Annotated in this window: 16 protein-coding genes and 1 tRNA gene; 6 read left to right on the top strand and 11 right to left on the bottom strand. The window is 62.1% G+C overall.

The window, feature by feature from the left end; all coding sequences use genetic code 11:
- Nucleotide 1 precedes the first annotated feature (1 nt).
- Nucleotides 2-658 (top strand): SMC-Scp complex subunit ScpB, encoded by a 657-nt coding sequence (gene scpB / locus R1T45_RS14285; protein WP_067628995.1) that lies wholly within the window; start codon nt 2-4, stop codon nt 656-658.
- A gap of 68 nt (nt 659-726) precedes the next feature.
- Nucleotides 727-903, top strand: a complete 177-nt coding sequence (locus tag R1T45_RS14280) for a hypothetical protein (protein WP_317389393.1) — start codon at nt 727-729, stop codon at nt 901-903.
- A 4-nt stretch (nt 904-907) separates the two neighbouring features.
- Here R1T45_RS14280 and R1T45_RS14275 read toward each other — a convergent pair whose 3' ends face one another.
- The 8 genes from R1T45_RS14275 to R1T45_RS14240 all read right to left on the bottom strand — a co-directional run bounded on the left by R1T45_RS14275 (nt 908) and on the right by R1T45_RS14240 (nt 6,726).
- On the bottom strand, nt 908-1,984 hold the full coding sequence (locus tag R1T45_RS14275) for a 2'-deoxycytidine 5'-triphosphate deaminase (protein ID WP_317391099.1): 1,077 nt from the start codon (nt 1,982-1,984) through the stop codon (nt 908-910).
- Between the two features lie 78 nt (nt 1,985-2,062).
- Nucleotides 2,063-2,139 (bottom strand) — tRNA-Pro (locus R1T45_RS14270).
- A gap of 67 nt (nt 2,140-2,206) precedes the next feature.
- Nucleotides 2,207-3,256, bottom strand: coding sequence for a MerR family transcriptional regulator (locus R1T45_RS14265; RefSeq protein WP_317389392.1), 1,050 nt, complete (start codon nt 3,254-3,256; stop codon nt 2,207-2,209).
- Nucleotides 3,257-3,259: 3 nt separating this feature from the next.
- The gene (ihfA, locus tag R1T45_RS14260; RefSeq protein WP_067265868.1) at nt 3,260-3,562 is read right to left on the bottom strand and encodes an integration host factor subunit alpha; all 303 of its coding nucleotides are present in this window, start codon (nt 3,560-3,562) and stop codon (nt 3,260-3,262) included.
- Nucleotides 3,563-3,671: 109 nt separating this feature from the next.
- Complete coding sequence (locus R1T45_RS14255; RefSeq protein WP_067628999.1) at nt 3,672-4,643, bottom strand: beta-ketoacyl-ACP synthase III; 972 nt, start codon at nt 4,641-4,643, stop codon at nt 3,672-3,674.
- Nucleotides 4,640-5,716 carry a phosphate acyltransferase PlsX gene (plsX, locus tag R1T45_RS14250; protein WP_317389391.1) on the bottom strand — a complete coding sequence of 359 codons (1,077 nt, stop codon included), beginning with the start codon at nt 5,714-5,716 and terminating at the stop codon, nt 4,640-4,642. The genes R1T45_RS14255 and plsX overlap by 4 nt, the downstream gene beginning before the upstream one ends.
- A 50-nt stretch (nt 5,717-5,766) precedes the next feature.
- Nucleotides 5,767-5,973: a 50S ribosomal protein L32 gene (gene rpmF / locus R1T45_RS14245; RefSeq protein WP_067629003.1), complete on the bottom strand. Its 207-nt coding sequence runs from the start codon at nt 5,971-5,973 to the stop codon at nt 5,767-5,769.
- 201 nt (nt 5,974-6,174) lie between these two features.
- Nucleotides 6,175-6,726, bottom strand: coding sequence for a YceD family protein (locus R1T45_RS14240; protein WP_120350999.1), 552 nt, complete (start codon nt 6,724-6,726; stop codon nt 6,175-6,177).
- A gap of 90 nt (nt 6,727-6,816) precedes the next feature.
- On the opposite strand from R1T45_RS14240, the gene R1T45_RS14235 reads away from it, so the two are divergent.
- The 3 genes from R1T45_RS14235 to R1T45_RS14225 all read left to right on the top strand — a co-directional run bounded on the left by R1T45_RS14235 (nt 6,817) and on the right by R1T45_RS14225 (nt 9,936).
- A complete protein-coding gene (locus tag R1T45_RS14235) occupies nt 6,817-7,281 on the top strand; it encodes an outer membrane protein assembly factor BamE (RefSeq protein ID WP_120351000.1) in 465 nt (154 codons plus the stop codon).
- A gap of 65 nt (nt 7,282-7,346) precedes the next feature.
- The gene (locus R1T45_RS14230; RefSeq protein WP_317389390.1) at nt 7,347-8,069 is read left to right on the top strand and encodes a GNAT family N-acetyltransferase; all 723 of its coding nucleotides are present in this window, start codon (nt 7,347-7,349) and stop codon (nt 8,067-8,069) included.
- Nucleotides 8,070-8,124: 55 nt separating this feature from the next.
- Complete coding sequence (locus R1T45_RS14225) at nt 8,125-9,936, top strand: ABC-F family ATP-binding cassette domain-containing protein (RefSeq protein WP_317389389.1); 1,812 nt, start codon at nt 8,125-8,127, stop codon at nt 9,934-9,936.
- Here the strand turns inward: R1T45_RS14225 and R1T45_RS14220 are convergent.
- From R1T45_RS14220 to tyrS, 3 genes are all read right to left on the bottom strand, one after another.
- Nucleotides 9,933-10,544 (bottom strand): hypothetical protein, encoded by a 612-nt coding sequence (locus R1T45_RS14220; protein WP_317389388.1) that lies wholly within the window; start codon nt 10,542-10,544, stop codon nt 9,933-9,935. The genes R1T45_RS14225 and R1T45_RS14220 overlap by 4 nt on opposite strands.
- On the bottom strand, nt 10,544-11,299 hold the full coding sequence (locus R1T45_RS14215; protein WP_067939285.1) for a 3-hydroxyacyl-CoA dehydrogenase: 756 nt from the start codon (nt 11,297-11,299) through the stop codon (nt 10,544-10,546). Before R1T45_RS14215 ends, R1T45_RS14220 begins: the two co-directional genes overlap by 1 nt.
- A 113-nt stretch (nt 11,300-11,412) precedes the next feature.
- Entirely contained in the window at nt 11,413-12,663 is a 1,251-nt protein-coding gene (gene tyrS / locus R1T45_RS14210; protein ID WP_317389387.1) for a tyrosine--tRNA ligase, read from the bottom strand.
- Between the two features lie 66 nt (nt 12,664-12,729).
- Here tyrS and R1T45_RS14205 point away from each other — a divergent pair, with 66 nt between their 5' ends.
- Entirely contained in the window at nt 12,730-13,857 is a 1,128-nt protein-coding gene (locus R1T45_RS14205) for an anhydro-N-acetylmuramic acid kinase (RefSeq protein ID WP_317389386.1), read from the top strand.
- Nucleotides 13,858-14,092: the final 235 nt, after the last annotated feature.

Here is a 14,092-nt window from a genome sequence, read left to right as displayed (position 1 = left end):
CGTGTCGGAAGAGATTGAAACGAAAGAAAAGAAACTGTTCGACGCGCCCTCGCTGGCCGAACAGGAGCGTATGATCGAAGCCGTGCTTTTCGCCAGTTCCGAACCAATCACGCTGCGAGAATTGGAACAGCGGCTGCCGCGCGGCTCTGACGTGGGCGAGGCGATGGCCTTTCTGCGCCACCGCTATCAGGGGCGCGGCGTGCAGGTGATGAAAGTCGGCGACGCCTATGCTTTTCGCACCGCGCCTGACCTTGGCTTTTTGATGCATCGGGAAACGGTCGAGACCCGCAAACTCAGCCGCGCCGCGATCGAAACCTTGGCGATCATCGCCTATCACCAACCCGTCACCCGCGCCGAGATCGAAGAGATTCGCGGCGTGGCCGTGTCACGCGGCACGGTGGATCAACTGCTTGAGATGGAGTGGATCCGCTTTGGCCGCCGTAAGATGACGCCGGGCCGTCCGGTGACCTTTGTGGTCACGCAGGAGTTTCTGGATCACTTCGGTCTGGAAAGCGCGCGGGACCTGCCGGGGCTCAAAGAACTGCGCTCTGCCGGGTTGTTGGAAAACCGCCCGCCCGCCGGTCTGCTGCCCACCGTAGGCGATGGCGAGGACGAGCCAGAAACCACCGAAGGCCAGAGCGAGCTGTTCGAAGATTGATTGGGGCCAGGGCTGACTTACGCCCCGCTGCCACTACATCAGGGAGGCTGATCCAAGGGAGAGGGCTGATGAAACCGATCGTCAATATGGTTCTGCGCCACGTCATGCGCCGCTTGGTGTCGCGGGGTACTGGCGCGGGAAAACGGCCTGCCGACAAGGGCCGCTCGCGCGGGGGCACCGCTTTCAATGCGCGCAATGCGCAGCGAGGGGTCCGCTTGCTGCGCCGGTTTCTTCGCTCGCGGTAGGCGGTCAGACGGAGCGGAAATGCTTCGACAGTTTCAGACCCTGACCTTGGTAATTCGACGCGATGTCAGCGCCGTAAAGCTGGCTGGGGATCTGCGCCATATGCTCATAGACCAAGCGCCCCACGACCTGCCCATGCTCCAGCACAAAGGGCGCCTCGTGACAGCGCACCTCAAGCACCCCGCGTGAGCCTGCGCCACCTGCTTCGGCATGGCCAAAGCCCGGATCGAAGAAGCCCGCGTAATGTACGCGGAACTCTCCGACCATTGCCAAATAAGGTGCCATTTCAGCGGCATAGGCGGGCGGGATCGTCACCGCTTCGCGGCTGACAAGGATATAAAACGCGCCGGGATCAAGGATGATCTGGCCATTGGTGCTGTGCACCTCTTCCCAATAGGCGGCGGGGTCGTAGTGGCCAATCTTGTCGAGGTCGATCACCCCGGTATGCGGCTTCGCGCGGTAGCCGACAAGGCTGGTGCCGGGCAGCCGCAGGTCGACGGAAAAGCCCAACCCTTCGTCAATCACGGCAGTGCCGTCCACCAGTGGCGTGGTGTCATGCAGCGCGCGCAGGGCGTCATCATCGAGCGTCGCATCCCCGCTGCCAAAGCGGATTTGATTCAACCGCATACCGGGGCGCACGAGCACCGAGAAGGAACGGGGGCAGATCTCGGCATAGAGCGGGCCGGTATAGCCCGGCGCGATCCGGTCGAATTCGGTGCCGCCGTCGGTGATGGTGCGGGTCAGAAGATCAAGCCGCCCGGTGGAGCTTTTGGCATTCGCCACGGCAGAGACACCTTCGGGCAGGGCCAGCCGCTCCATCAGGGGGACCACATAGACGCAGCCTTTTTCAAGCACGGCCCCATCGCTGAGGTCGACGCGGTGCATCTCGAATTCTTCCAAACGATCCGCGACCTTGGCCCCGTGCCCCGCAAGGAAAGACGCGCGCACGCGATAGGCGACATTGCCGAGCCGCAGGTCAAGGCTGGCGGGCTGGATTTGCGCCGAGGTCACCGCCGGATCGGCGCCAATGGCACCGCTGTCGATCATCGCTGCAATCTGCTGGTTGGGGAGCACCCCGTTCATCGCATTGGGCATCAAACGGGGCCTTTCAAATGACAAACGCCCGCGCGTTACCGGCGCGGGCGTTTTGTTGTAGTCGGTTGGTCGGGCTAGCAGGACTCGAACCTGCGACCTTCCGTCCCCCAGACGGACGCGCTACCAGGCTGCGCCATAGCCCGACTACGTGGGCTTCATACCCGATCTCGCAGGGGGCGCAAGAGGGAATTGCCAAACTTTTCATCGCGATTAGTAATTTGTTTCGGTGCCGGGTTCCGCGGCCATACGCGCGCGCAATTCGGCCAGATCCAGCAGCAGACCGGCAACCCGAGGTTGCACGTCACGCGGCAGACGGTGGACACGGGCGCCAACGCTCAGCAGCCCCGGGCTGGCGGGGAAATCGGCTTCGGGGGTGAAATCAGGCAGATCGATGATCGCGGGTTTGGGCGTGTGGTCGACCTCGTCTTCTTGGGGTGCGGCTTCTGCGGGCTCAGGCGCGGGGTCGGGCGCCGCTTCGGTTGCCTGTTCAGGCCCGGGAGCCAGTGGGCGTTTGAGAAAATCGGGGAGGCTGGCGTTTGATGCCGGTTCAGGCTCGGACGGTTCTGGCTTAGATGGGACGGACATAGCCGGGGCGGGCTCAACCGCTGCATCAGCGGCAGGTTCATCCAATTGCGGCGCATCCGGCGTCGCGCTGTCAGACGGGGCCAGCGGATCAGGTGTGGCCCGTGGGTGGTCATCGGCGGGCGGCACGGGCGAGCGGCGCGGCACCGCCACAGGCGCGGCCTCCGGTGCTTTCGGTGCCTCTTCGACAGGCGTCGCCTCCGCTGCGCTTGCGGGTTCTTTGACGGGCAGGGCGTTCTCGTCCAGATCGGCGGCAGGCTCTGCCTCTTCGGCGTCCTCGTCCGAGACATCGGCCTCGGGCACGGCGTCAGACTTTGCGCCGCCAAAGTTCAGAACCACCCCGGTTTCCGGGCGGATGATGTCAGGTTTGGGGGCGGGCCGAGGCTCCGCAAAATCCAACTCATCAAGCGGGGCGGAAAGGGAGGACACATGGGTCATCCCTTCCTCGCGGAGGATCTTCTGGACGCCTTTGATGGTCAGCCCGTCATCGTGCAGCAGTTTCTTGATCCCACCCAGCAACAGCATATCGGCCGGACGGTAATAGCGCCGCCCTCCAGCCCGTTTGATGGGTTTCACTTGGGTGAACTTACTCTCCCAGAACCGCAGAACATGGGCCTGAATACCGAGCCAGTCAGCGACTTCGGAGATGGTGCGAAAAGCGTCCGGCGATTTGACCATGGGTCAGGACTTGTTGCCTTCGGCAACGCGGTCTTTCATCAAATGCGAGGGGCGGAAGGTCAGCACCCGGCGCGGGTTGATCGGAACCTCTTCGCCGGTTTTCGGATTTCGGCCCACACGCGCGGTCTTGTCGCGTACCGAGAAGGTGCCGAAAGAGGAAATCTTGACCTGTTCCCCGTCGACCAGAGCGTCGGACATATGCTCAAGCACTGCTTCGACCAGTTGAGCACTCTCATTACGAGAAAGACCGACTTCACGAAATACAGCTTCGCTTAAATCCATGCGCGTCAATGTCTTGTTCGGCATTATATCCCCCATGCTTTCCAATAGCATATGCTGCTCAGAAATTTAGAGTCAACATCAATGCCCGGATCAAGCACGATTCGGCAGAGATTTTCCGCGTTAGCTCAGGGACTTACCAGCGCAGCACAACAGAGCCCCACGCCAGACCGCCGCCAATGGCTTCGGTGACGATTAGATCGCCCTGTTTGATCTGGCCGCGCTCACGGCCCACAGACAGCGCCAGCGGGATCGAGGCCGCCGAGGTGTTGCCATGGTCCTGTACGGTGACGACCACGCGCTCCATCGGCAGGTTCAATTTCTTTGCGGTGCCTTGTATGATGCGGATGTTGGCCTGATGGGGCACGATCCAATCGACATCTTCGGCGCTGACGCCGGCGCGGTCCATCGCGGTATTGGCGGTGGCGGCAAGTTTCTCGACCGCGTGGCGAAACACCTGATTGCCCTGCATCCGCAGATAGCCAGTGGTGCCGGTCGACACGCCGCCATCAACGTAGAGCAGATCACGGTAGCGCCCGTCAGAATTCAGATCCGTCGCGAGGATGCCCCGGTCGGACGGGCTGTCGCTGCCGTCTTGCGCCTCAAGCAGCAACGCGCCTGCGCCATCGCCAAACAGCACACAGGTCGAGCGGTCGGTCCAATCCATGATCCGGCTAAAGGTCTCGGCCCCGATCACCAGCACATTGCGCGCCTGACCGGATACGATCAACGCATTGGCGTTTGCCAGCGCATAGACGAAGCCCGCGCAGACCGCCTGCACGTCGAAGGCAAAACCACTGGTCATGCCCAATTCGGCCTGCACCATGGTCGCGGCGGAGGGGAAGGTAAGATCAGGCGTGGAGGTGGCCACGACGATCGCATCCACGTCAGAGACATCGCGCCCGGCGTCTTCAAGCGCCTTGCGCGCCGCGGCGCTGGCCATGGTGGAGGTGGTTTCTCCTTCGGCGGCAAAGTGGCGGCGTTCGATGCCCGAGCGCGAGCGGATCCATTCGTCATTGGTGTCGAGGGTCGCTTCAAATTCGGCATTTTCCACGACACGGGCGGGCAGGTAGTGGCCACAACCAGTGACAACGGCGCGCAGGCTCATTTGACGGACTCCTCGGCTGGCAGCGTCGCGGCAACGCGAGCGGCCAGCTTGTCATTGAATTTATTCTGCGACAACTGCGCGGCGAGTTTGATCGCAGCAGAGATGCCGGTCGCATCGGCAGAGCCGTGCGATTTCACCACCGTGCCGTTCAGACCCAGAAAGACGCCACCGTTCACACGGCGTGGGTCGATCTTTTTGCTGAGGCGGCGCAGGGATGTATAGGCCAGCAGCGAGGCCAGCCGCGACAGGGGCGAATATTTGAACGCCTCGCGCAGGCGGTTGCCGATCATGCTGGCGGTGCCTTCGCCGGTCTTGATCGCGACATTGCCGGTGAAGCCGTCTGTCACGATGACATCGGCGCGGTTGCCCGAGATATCGCCGCCCTCGACGAAACCGACGAATTCAAACCCGGTGGCATCGCCTTGGGCCCGAATCAGATCGTAGGCTTCCTTGAGTTCAGTACGGCCCTTATGCTCTTCGGTGCCGACGTTCAGCAGACCGACGCGGGGGCGGTCCAGATCCATGCCGTTGCGGGCATAGGAGGTGCCCATCAGCGCAAAACGCAACAGATCATCGGCGTCGGCACGTACATCGGCGCCTACGTCAAGCATCACGTTAAAGCCCTGAGGATTGGAAGACGGGTAGAGCACGGCAATCGCAGGGCGGTTCACGCCCGGCAATTTACGCAGCCGTATCATCGACATCGCCATCAGCGCGCCGGTATTGCCGCAAGAGACAGCCACGGCCGCCTCTCCGCTGCGCACGGATTCGATGGCCGACCACATGGAGCTGTCTTTGCCGGTACGCACAACTTGGCTCGGCTTGTCGTCCATCGTGACGACATCCGTAGCGTGACGTATTTCGCAACGGCCCGACAACTCGCCACGTTTGGCGATCAAAGGCTCCAACTGATCGCGCGGACCATGCAGGATAAAACCGATATCGGGATTTGCTGTCGCAGAAAGCGCACACCCGGCAACAACTGCTGCCGGGCCTTCGTCACCCCCCATCGCGTCGACCGAGATCAGGGTGTGTCCGGCTTTCGCGTTTGGGTGATCGGGCTGGGCCGTCATCAGTGCGAATGCCTCACTGCCTTAGAGAAAACCTTGGAAACAACCGTAGCTTATGCTGCGTCGTCTTCCAGGTCTACTTCTTCGGTCAGGGCGACAACTTCGGTGTCGTCATAGTGACCGCAAGCAGCGCAGATGTGGTGGGGGCGCTTCAGCTCACCGCAGTTCGAACATTCGTTCGGGTTCGCTGCGGACAGCGAATCGTGGGCGCGGCGGTTGTTGCGGCGGGATTTAGATACTTTATTCTGTTGGACAGCCATGTCTGGTGCCTTTGCCTTCGGGGTTGCTGACGTGCATGTGGCAGGCCGCAACCGTGTTTCAATTCGGACCCCGTTTCGGGCGTGACGACGCTTTAGGGCCGCAGCCGCGCAATGTCCAACCTTAATTCGGGTGAGGGCGGCAAAATAACGCGAATTCGCCGCGATGCAAGCGCGAATACCCGCGGTTTTCCGCCTGTTTCTTTAGGTTTCGTCTTTCTTTAGCGCATCGCGCAGGGCCCCCAAGCCCGCGAAGGGCCGCGCGTCTTCGTCGGTCATCGGCTTTTGCCCGGGTTCGGCATGGACCATCTGGCCCAGTTCGACATCGCCCTTGCGGGGGTATTCCGGCACTTCCAGCGCCAGCGCCTCAATCATCACCTGCGCAGGGTCGATCCATTGACCCAGCGGTTCGGTGGTGTCGTCCTCGGGCATTTCGACCTCCTCCTCATCGGGGAGTTCGAAATCATGGACGAAGCGGCGGGTGATATTCGCGTCGATGCGCGTGGTGACGGGTTCCAGCGTGACCACGCAGGGCTGCACCACGGTCGCGCCCAATTTCCCGTCAAGCTGCCAGTCCTGCTTGCCGAGGGGTTTGATGCTCCCTGAAAAGCTGAGTTTGCGCAGCGCGGAGAGGTTCAACTCCTCGGCGATCTGCGCCAGCGCCTCTGCCTCAGGGCGCAGCGCAAAGCCGTTTGGCTCCGTCTGGGACAGGTCAGCGACCCGTAGAGCGGTGGGCGTAGGTGATTTGCGCGACATGAGATCCGACTTTCGTTTCTTGTACACTTGGGGTGCCTTGGTGTATGCGAAATAAAAGCCATAATCCGTCAGGGCAAGAGGGCAGAGCAAATGCGCAAATCGAAACAGACCGGCAAGACGAGTCTCCGGCTCGCAGGTATGGGCCTTGCACTGCTTCTCACAGCCTGCAGCCCGCAGTATGAAAACCACGGCTATGTGCCGCCGCAGGACCAGCTTGAGCAGGTCGTCGTTGGCAGCGATACCAAAGAAAGCGTCGCCCAGAAGATCGGTGTGCCCACCGTTTCAGGTGTTTTGAGCGATGATAGTTACTATTACGTTAAAATGCGCAAACGGGCTCTGGGCTTTCTGGCCGCCAAAGAGATCGAGCGTGAAGTGGTGACCGTCAGCTTCAATGAGGCGGGTGTGGTGTCGAATGTCGAGCGCTTTGGGCTGGAACGCGGGCAAGTTGTGCCGCTATCGCGTCGCGTGACGACATCGCCGGTGGCCGACAACACGTTCCTGCGTCAGCTTCTGGGCAACATCGGCCGCTTTAGCCCCTCGGCATTCGGCAGCTAAGTTTCCCCCGGCATGTCCCGCCGGACGGTCGGCGGGGCAGCGGACAAGCGAAGGCGACCTCGCAGATGACCCATGCGCCCCCGGGCCGATATCTGACGCGCGAAGCCATCACGCCTGCTGACATCACCCGTGCGCAGACGCTTCGGGCGCAGTGTTTTCAGACCGGAACCACCCCAGACAGAGACCCCTTCGACGCGGCTGCACGGCATTTTCTGGTCGAGGACCGCGCCAGCGGTACGCTGATCTGCTGCTTTCGCCTGACGCGGTATCAGGGCACGAGCCTTGGCCAAAGCTATGCCGCGCAATTCTATGACCTGAGCCGCCTGCACGGTATGGAGGGCGCCATGCTGGAACTTGGGCGCTTTTGCATTCATCCAGATTGGCACGACCCCGATATTCAGCGCCTCGCTTGGGGGCAGTTGGCGCGAGAGGTCGACCGCAGCGGTGCGGCGCTTCTGTTCGGCTGTTCCTCCTTTGCGGGCACCGATCCTGCCGCCTACCGCGATGCCTTTGCCCTGTTGAAACAGCAGCACCTTGCCCCGGCACACTGGCGGCCTGCCGCCAAAGCCGCGGATATCCACGCCTACGCCCGCGACAGCCATACCGCAGATCCCCGGCGCGCGCGCCAGCAGATCCCGCCGCTGCTGCGCAGCTATCTGGCGATGGGGGGATGGGTCAGCGATCACGCCGTGATCGACCGACAGATGAACACGCTGCACGTCTTTACCGGGCTAGAGATCGCCGCGATCCCACCCAACCGCGCGCGGCTCTTGCGCGCATTGGCCTGACCCGGGCGCGCCTTTGGACATTGACCTTGCCTGCGCCGAGAGATAGCTGGCGGGCATGGCACGCGCACCCCTTTTACAACTCACCGACATTTCGCTGACCTTTGGCGGCGATCCTGTTTTCGAAGACCTCTCACTGGTGATTCAGACCGGCGACAGGCTGGCTTTGGTCGGCCGCAACGGCTCGGGCAAATCGACCCTGATGAAGGTCATGGCCGGGCTGGTCGAGCCTGACAGCGGTGCGGTGATTGCCGGGCCCGGCGTGTCGGTCGGCTATATGGAGCAGGAACCCGATCTTACGGGGTTCGAGACGCTTGGCGATTTCGCCGCACACGGTCTTGATCCGGGCGAGATGTACAAGGTCGAACGCGCGGGCGAGGGGCTGAAGTTCGACCCCGCACGCCCCGTCGCCACCGCTTCGGGCGGCGAACGCCGCCGTGCGGCACTGGCGCGGCTGATGGCCGAAGAGCCCGAGCTGATGCTGCTGGACGAACCGACCAACCACCTCGACATCGAAGCCATCGCTTGGCTCGAATCCGAGCTGAAGGGCACCCGCACGGCCTTTGTCATCATCAGCCACGACCGCGCTTTTCTGCGCGAATTGACCCGCGCGACCCTTTGGGTGGACCGCGGGGCCGTGCGCCGACAGGACATCGGTTTTGAAGGCTTTGAGGCTTGGCGCGATCAGGTCTGGGAAGAAGAGGACATGCAGCGTCACAAGCTGAACCGCAAGATCAAGGCCGAGGCCCGTTGGGCGGTCGAAGGCATCTCTGCGCGGCGCAAACGCAATCAGGGCCGGGTGCGGGCGCTTCAGGATCTGCGCGCCGAACGGTCGGCCCAGATCAAACGGCAAGGCACGGCGGCCATGGCCTTGGAGGCCGGGCCGAAGTCTGGCCGCAAGGTGATCGAAGCTGCGGGGATCGCCAAGAAATTCGGTGACAAACAGATCCTGCGGGATTTCTCGATCACTGTGCAACGCGGCGACCGGATCGCGCTGGTGGGGCCGAACGGCGTGGGCAAGACCACGCTGCTGAACATGCTGATCGGGAAAGAACAGCCCGATTCCGGCGAGATCAAGCTCGGCACCAATCTGGAACTGGCGCTTTTCGATCAGGCCCGTGCGCAGCTTGACGGGGACATGACCCTTTGGGACAGCCTCACGGGGGATCCTGACATGCGCGTGTCAGGCAAGGCCGATCAGGTGCTGGTGCGCGGACAGCCCAAACATGTGGTCGGCTACCTAAAAGAATTCCTCTTTGACGAGGGGCAGGCCCGCGCGCCTGTGCGCTCGCTCTCAGGCGGGGAAAAGGCGCGGCTGCTGCTGGCCAAGATCATGGCACGGTCCTCGAACCTTTTGGTGCTCGACGAGCCGACAAACGATCTGGATGTCGAAACGCTTGACCTGATGCAAGAACTCTTGGGCAACTATGACGGCACCGTGCTGCTGGTCAGCCACGACCGTGACTTCCTTGACCGCGTGGCCGCCACCACCATCGCCATGGAAGGCGACGGGCGTGCCACGGTCTATGCCGGCGGCTGGAGCGATTATCTGGCGCAGCGCGGGCAGGATGATTTTTCCGACAGCGTTGTAAAGTCCAAGCCCGGCAAGGCCGAGCCGAAAGCAGAGAAGAAACAATCCGCCTCAGGTCTCAGCTTTACCGAAAAGCACCGACTCGAAGCGCTGCCGGGTGAGATTGAGCGTCTTGAGGCGGAGATCGGCAAACTCGAAGAACTGCTTAGCGACGCGGAGTTGTTCACCCGTGAGCCGGTGAAGTTCCAAAAGGCCACCGATGCGCTGGTGCAGCGGCACGAAAAACTGTCCGACGCCGAGGAAGAGTGGATGACGCTGGAGGAAAAGGCGCAGGGTTAACCCCCCGCGTCTTTCAGGGCGATCTGCGGCCGGTATCCATTGCGGAAGGCGGCGACGCTGCTGGGCGGAGTGAGCAGGGTGACACGGCCCCGAGGGCGTGGTTGCGCCGGGCCGTAGCCTGAGGGCTGATAGCGGTGGAAGGCATCGCCGAACAGCACCCCACTCTGGCCTTCATGATCTAAGACAAAAGACCCGTCAGGCAGGTCGTGCATCGCCACATCCGCATGGCGACGCTGTTGGAAAACGCGCGGCACGGCGCGTTCGCTGTGCAACTGACGGTCAAGGGCCGCAGCAGGCCCCGACACATCGCAGCACGCCCGAAAACGTCGGTAATCCGCGGCGCGGCATTCAGCGCAGGGCCGGTGACCTGCGGCAAAGGCCACAGCCTCATCCAGAAAGAAAAGCTCGGTATAGTGCCGCGGGGCCATCAACTGCCGCCGACGGCCCTTAAAGCTGAGCACACAGCACACCCAATTCTGATGCGCCCAACGGCGTTTGGGGTGCAGACCGTTTTCATCGTGCAGGATACCGCGATTGCCCATGAACCCACCCCGCGCGGGGTGGGCGATGATCTCTCCATCAGGCTGGACGCGGTTCTGCAGCGGCATCAGCGCATCCGCAGCGCCCCATCAAGGCGGATAACCTCGCCGTTGAGATAGCCCATTTCAACGATGAACCCGGCCAACCGCCCGTATTCCGAAGGATCGCCAAGGCGCGGCGGGTTGGGAACATCCTTGGCCAGATCCGCTTGCACTTCTTCCGGCAGACCTGCCAGCATCGGCGTTTTGAAGATGCCGGGCGCGATGGTCATCACGCGGATGCCGTCTTTGGCCAGATCCCGCGCCATGGGCAGGGTCATGCCTACAATCCCGCCTTTGGACGCGGCATAGGCGGCTTGGCCCTTTTGCCCGTCAAATGCGGCGATTGAGGCGGTGTTGATGATCACCCCGCGCGCGCCATCGTCTTCGGGAGTGTTCTTGGCCATGGCTACCGCCGCAAGCCGTGCCACGTTGAAACTGCCGACAAGGTTGATGTCGACCGTGCGTTGAAAGGCGTCCAAGGGGTGCGGCCCGTCGCGGCCTGTGGTCTTGATGCCAAGGGCAATACCTGCGCAGTTCACCGCCGCCGTGATCCAGCCCATCTTTTCCTGAGCATGGCCCACCGCTTTTTGGACCGAAGCCTCATCCGTCACATCGGTCATGACGAAATGCCCGCCGATTTCCTTGGCCACAGATTCGCCCCGTGCGGCGTCACGATCCAGCAGGGTGACCTGTGCCCCCTGCGACGCAAAATAGCGCGCCGTGGCTTCGCCAAGCCCCGATGCGCCCCCGGTGACGATGGCGGCTGTACTGTCTAATTTCATGGTGGATCCCCCCGATATGAACGCTTGTTCAGTTCAACACGAAGTTTCGTCCCATGCAAGCGATGCCGTTGCGGCGGGGGGCGAGGAAGGCCGTTGCCTTCCCCCCTTGGCAATCAGCCGACCTGCACCAGCGCGTGGCGTTTCTTGCCCGCACTCAGCTTGATCGGAGAGGACAACGCGCCCGCATCCAGCATCATGCCCGCATCGGTCAGCGGCTGGTCATCGATCCGCGCGCCGTTCTCGGCAATCAGGCGCTTGGCCTCTTTGCCGGACCCGGCGAGACCCGATTTCACCAGCAGTTGCACGATAGAGACGCCATCGCCCACATCCGCCGCCGAGAGGGTCAGGGTGGGCAGATCGTCGCCCACACCGCCTTTTTCAAAGACTTCACGCGCCGTGGCTTCGGCGTTGCGCGCCGCTTCTTCGCCGTGCAGCAGGCCGGTGACCTCATTGGCCAAACGCACCTTTGCCTCGTTGATCTCGGACCCGGCGAGCGCGCCCAAACGGTCGCATTCATCGACCGGCAGCTCGGTGTAGAGTTTAAGGAAACGGCCCACATCGGCATCGGTGCAATTGCGCCAGAACTGCCAGAACTCATAAGGCGAAAGCATATCGCCGTTCAGCCAGACCGCGCCGCCCGCAGATTTGCCCATCTTCTTGCCGTCGCTGGTGGTCAAGAGGGGCGAGGTCAGGCCGTAAACTTCGCCGTCGATCACGCGGCGCGTCAGGTCGATCCCGTTGACGATGTTGCCCCATTGGTCGCTGCCGCCCATCTGCAGGATACAACCGTAGCGACGGTGAAGCTCCATAAAGTCATAGGCTTGGAGAATCATGTAGTTGAACTCAAGGAACGACAGCGATTGCTCCCGGTCCAACCGCGATTTCACGCTTTCAAAGCTGAGCATCCGGTTGATTGAGAAGTGCCGCCCGATGTCGCGCAGGAAATCGAGGTAGTTCAACTCATCCAGCCACTCGGCGTTGTTGAGCATCAGCGCGTCGCTCGGCCCATCGCCATAATCAAGGTAGCGGGCAAAGACCTGACGAATGCCTTCGATGTTGTCGTCGATCGCCTCGGGCGTGAGCAGGGGGCGCTCATCCGACCGGAAGGATGGATCGCCCACCTTTGTCGTGCCGCCGCCCATCAGGGTGATCGGCTTGCCGCCGCATTTCTGCAACCAACGCAGCATCATGATATTGACCAGATGCCCCACGTGCAGCGATTTGGCCGTGGCGTCATAGCCCACATAGGCGGGGGCTGCGCCTTGTCGCAGGGCGTCGTCCAACCCCTGATAATCGGTGCAATCGGCCAGAAAGCCGCGCTGCATCATCGTGTGGATGAACTCCGATTTGGGATGGTATGTCATGGTGACTTGCCTCAAAACTGTATTGCGGGGCAATCTATATGCGTACGAGCGGCAAAGGAAAAGGCCATGAATAGGGCCATGCACAGGCAACATGTCGGAACCGGTGTGGTGACGGCTCTGGGAATGATGTCGGGCACCTCTCTGGATGGGGTGGACGCCGCGATTTTGCGCACCGATGGGCAGGACATCACCAGCTTTGGGCGCAGCGCCTATCGCAGCTATTCGACTGAGGAACGTCGGGTGATCGCCGCCGGATTCGGGAGATGGCACGGGGCCGAGGTTGAGGCGGCAGCCCAAGCTGTCGAGTCCGCGCATCTGGCGCTGTTGGATGATGTGTTGAAAGATGAACCCGGGGTCGAGCTTGTCGGCTTCCACGGCCAAACCCTTGCCCATGCGCCGCGGATGCAGGGCACGCTGCAGGTGGGCGACGGGGCGCTATTGGCGCGCACCATCAACTTGCCCGTCGTCTGGGATTTCCGCAGCGCCGATATCGAACTGGGCGGAGAGGGCGCGCCTTTGGCACCGTTCTTTCACCATGCCTGCGCGCGATTTGCAGGGCGGGAGGGCCCGGTGGCCTTTTTGAACCTCGGCGGCGTGGGCAACCTGACTTGGGTCGATCCGCGCGTTGCACGCCCAGAGGAAGAAGGCGCGCTGCTGGCTTTCGATACCGGCCCGGCAAATGCGCCGATCAACGATTTGATGCAGGCCCGCCTTGGCCAAGATTTTGACGAAGGTGGCAAGCTGGCCGCGCGCGGCAGGGTGGAGCATGGCGCGTTGGAGCTCTTCCTTGCCGAGCCATACTTTGCACGCATGCCGCCCAAATCGCTCGACCGGAATGATTTCGCGGAAATGGTCGCCTTGGTCGGTGAACTGTCAGACGCCGATGCCTGTGCCACCCTGACCGCCATGTGCGCCGCTGGCGTGGCCGAGGCGATGCAGCACTGCCCGGCCCCGCCCGAGCGGGTCTATGTCACGGGGGGCGGGCGCCATAATCCGGTGCTGATGCGGATGCTGGACGTCAGCCTTGATTGCCCTGTCGCTCCGGTGGAAGAGATCGGGTTGGATGGCGATATGCTGGAGGCACAGGCTTTTGCCTATCTCGCCGTGCGCGTGGCGCGTGGCCTGCCGACCTCATGCCCCGGCACCACTGGCGTGCGCGCCGCAGTGGGTGGCGGCACCGTCAGTCGAATTTGAAGTCCGAGCGTTAAAAATTCAATCATGACGGGAATTTGCCGGAGGGCGCCCAATCGGGCAGCAGGGTGCAGCTCTTACGCGGCCAAGGCGGCAACTTCGGCATCCCTTTAACAAAATTTCAAAAAATACATATTTTTCGCAATTATTTGAAACAAACATCCTTCTGTAAGCGTGAATATAGCATGGGGCCCAATGGCTGGCGGAGGAGCTGAAGCTTACCGGCCCCGATCTAAAG

The organism is Sulfitobacter sp. LC.270.F.C4 (genome assembly GCF_032922545.1).
Lineage (GTDB): Bacteria > Pseudomonadota > Alphaproteobacteria > Rhodobacterales > Rhodobacteraceae > Sulfitobacter > Sulfitobacter profundi.
Note: the sequence above shows the minus strand (reverse complement) of the source record. Positions and strands in the feature narration are given on the sequence as shown.

What these genes read in the sequence shown, in the direction of transcription:
- R1T45_RS14280 (WP_317389393.1), top strand. Translation starts at nt 727, where the DNA reads ATGAAACCGATCGTCAATATGGTTCTGCGCCACGTCATGCGCCGCTTG.
- R1T45_RS14275 (WP_317391099.1), bottom strand. Translation starts at nt 1,984, where the DNA reads ATGAACGGGGTGCTCCCCAACCAGCAGATTGCAGCGATGATCGACAGC.
- R1T45_RS14265 (WP_317389392.1), bottom strand. Translation starts at nt 3,256, where the DNA reads ATGGTCAAATCGCCGGACGCTTTTCGCACCATCTCCGAAGTCGCTGAC.
- ihfA (WP_067265868.1), bottom strand. Translation starts at nt 3,562, where the DNA reads ATGCCGAACAAGACATTGACGCGCATGGATTTAAGCGAAGCTGTATTT.
- R1T45_RS14255 (WP_067628999.1), bottom strand. Translation starts at nt 4,643, where the DNA reads ATGAGCCTGCGCGCCGTTGTCACTGGTTGTGGCCACTACCTGCCCGCC.
- plsX (WP_317389391.1), bottom strand. Translation starts at nt 5,716, where the DNA reads ATGACGGCCCAGCCCGATCACCCAAACGCGAAAGCCGGACACACCCTG.
- rpmF (WP_067629003.1), bottom strand. Translation starts at nt 5,973, where the DNA reads ATGGCTGTCCAACAGAATAAAGTATCTAAATCCCGCCGCAACAACCGC.
- R1T45_RS14240 (WP_120350999.1), bottom strand. Translation starts at nt 6,726, where the DNA reads ATGTCGCGCAAATCACCTACGCCCACCGCTCTACGGGTCGCTGACCTG.
- R1T45_RS14235 (WP_120351000.1), top strand. Translation starts at nt 6,817, where the DNA reads ATGCGCAAATCGAAACAGACCGGCAAGACGAGTCTCCGGCTCGCAGGT.
- R1T45_RS14230 (WP_317389390.1), top strand. Translation starts at nt 7,347, where the DNA reads ATGACCCATGCGCCCCCGGGCCGATATCTGACGCGCGAAGCCATCACG.
- R1T45_RS14225 (WP_317389389.1), top strand. Translation starts at nt 8,125, where the DNA reads ATGGCACGCGCACCCCTTTTACAACTCACCGACATTTCGCTGACCTTT.
- R1T45_RS14220 (WP_317389388.1), bottom strand. Translation starts at nt 10,544, where the DNA reads ATGCCGCTGCAGAACCGCGTCCAGCCTGATGGAGAGATCATCGCCCAC.
- R1T45_RS14215 (WP_067939285.1), bottom strand. Translation starts at nt 11,299, where the DNA reads ATGAAATTAGACAGTACAGCCGCCATCGTCACCGGGGGCGCATCGGGG.
- tyrS (WP_317389387.1), bottom strand. Translation starts at nt 12,663, where the DNA reads ATGACATACCATCCCAAATCGGAGTTCATCCACACGATGATGCAGCGC.
- R1T45_RS14205 (WP_317389386.1), top strand. Translation starts at nt 12,730, where the DNA reads ATGAATAGGGCCATGCACAGGCAACATGTCGGAACCGGTGTGGTGACG.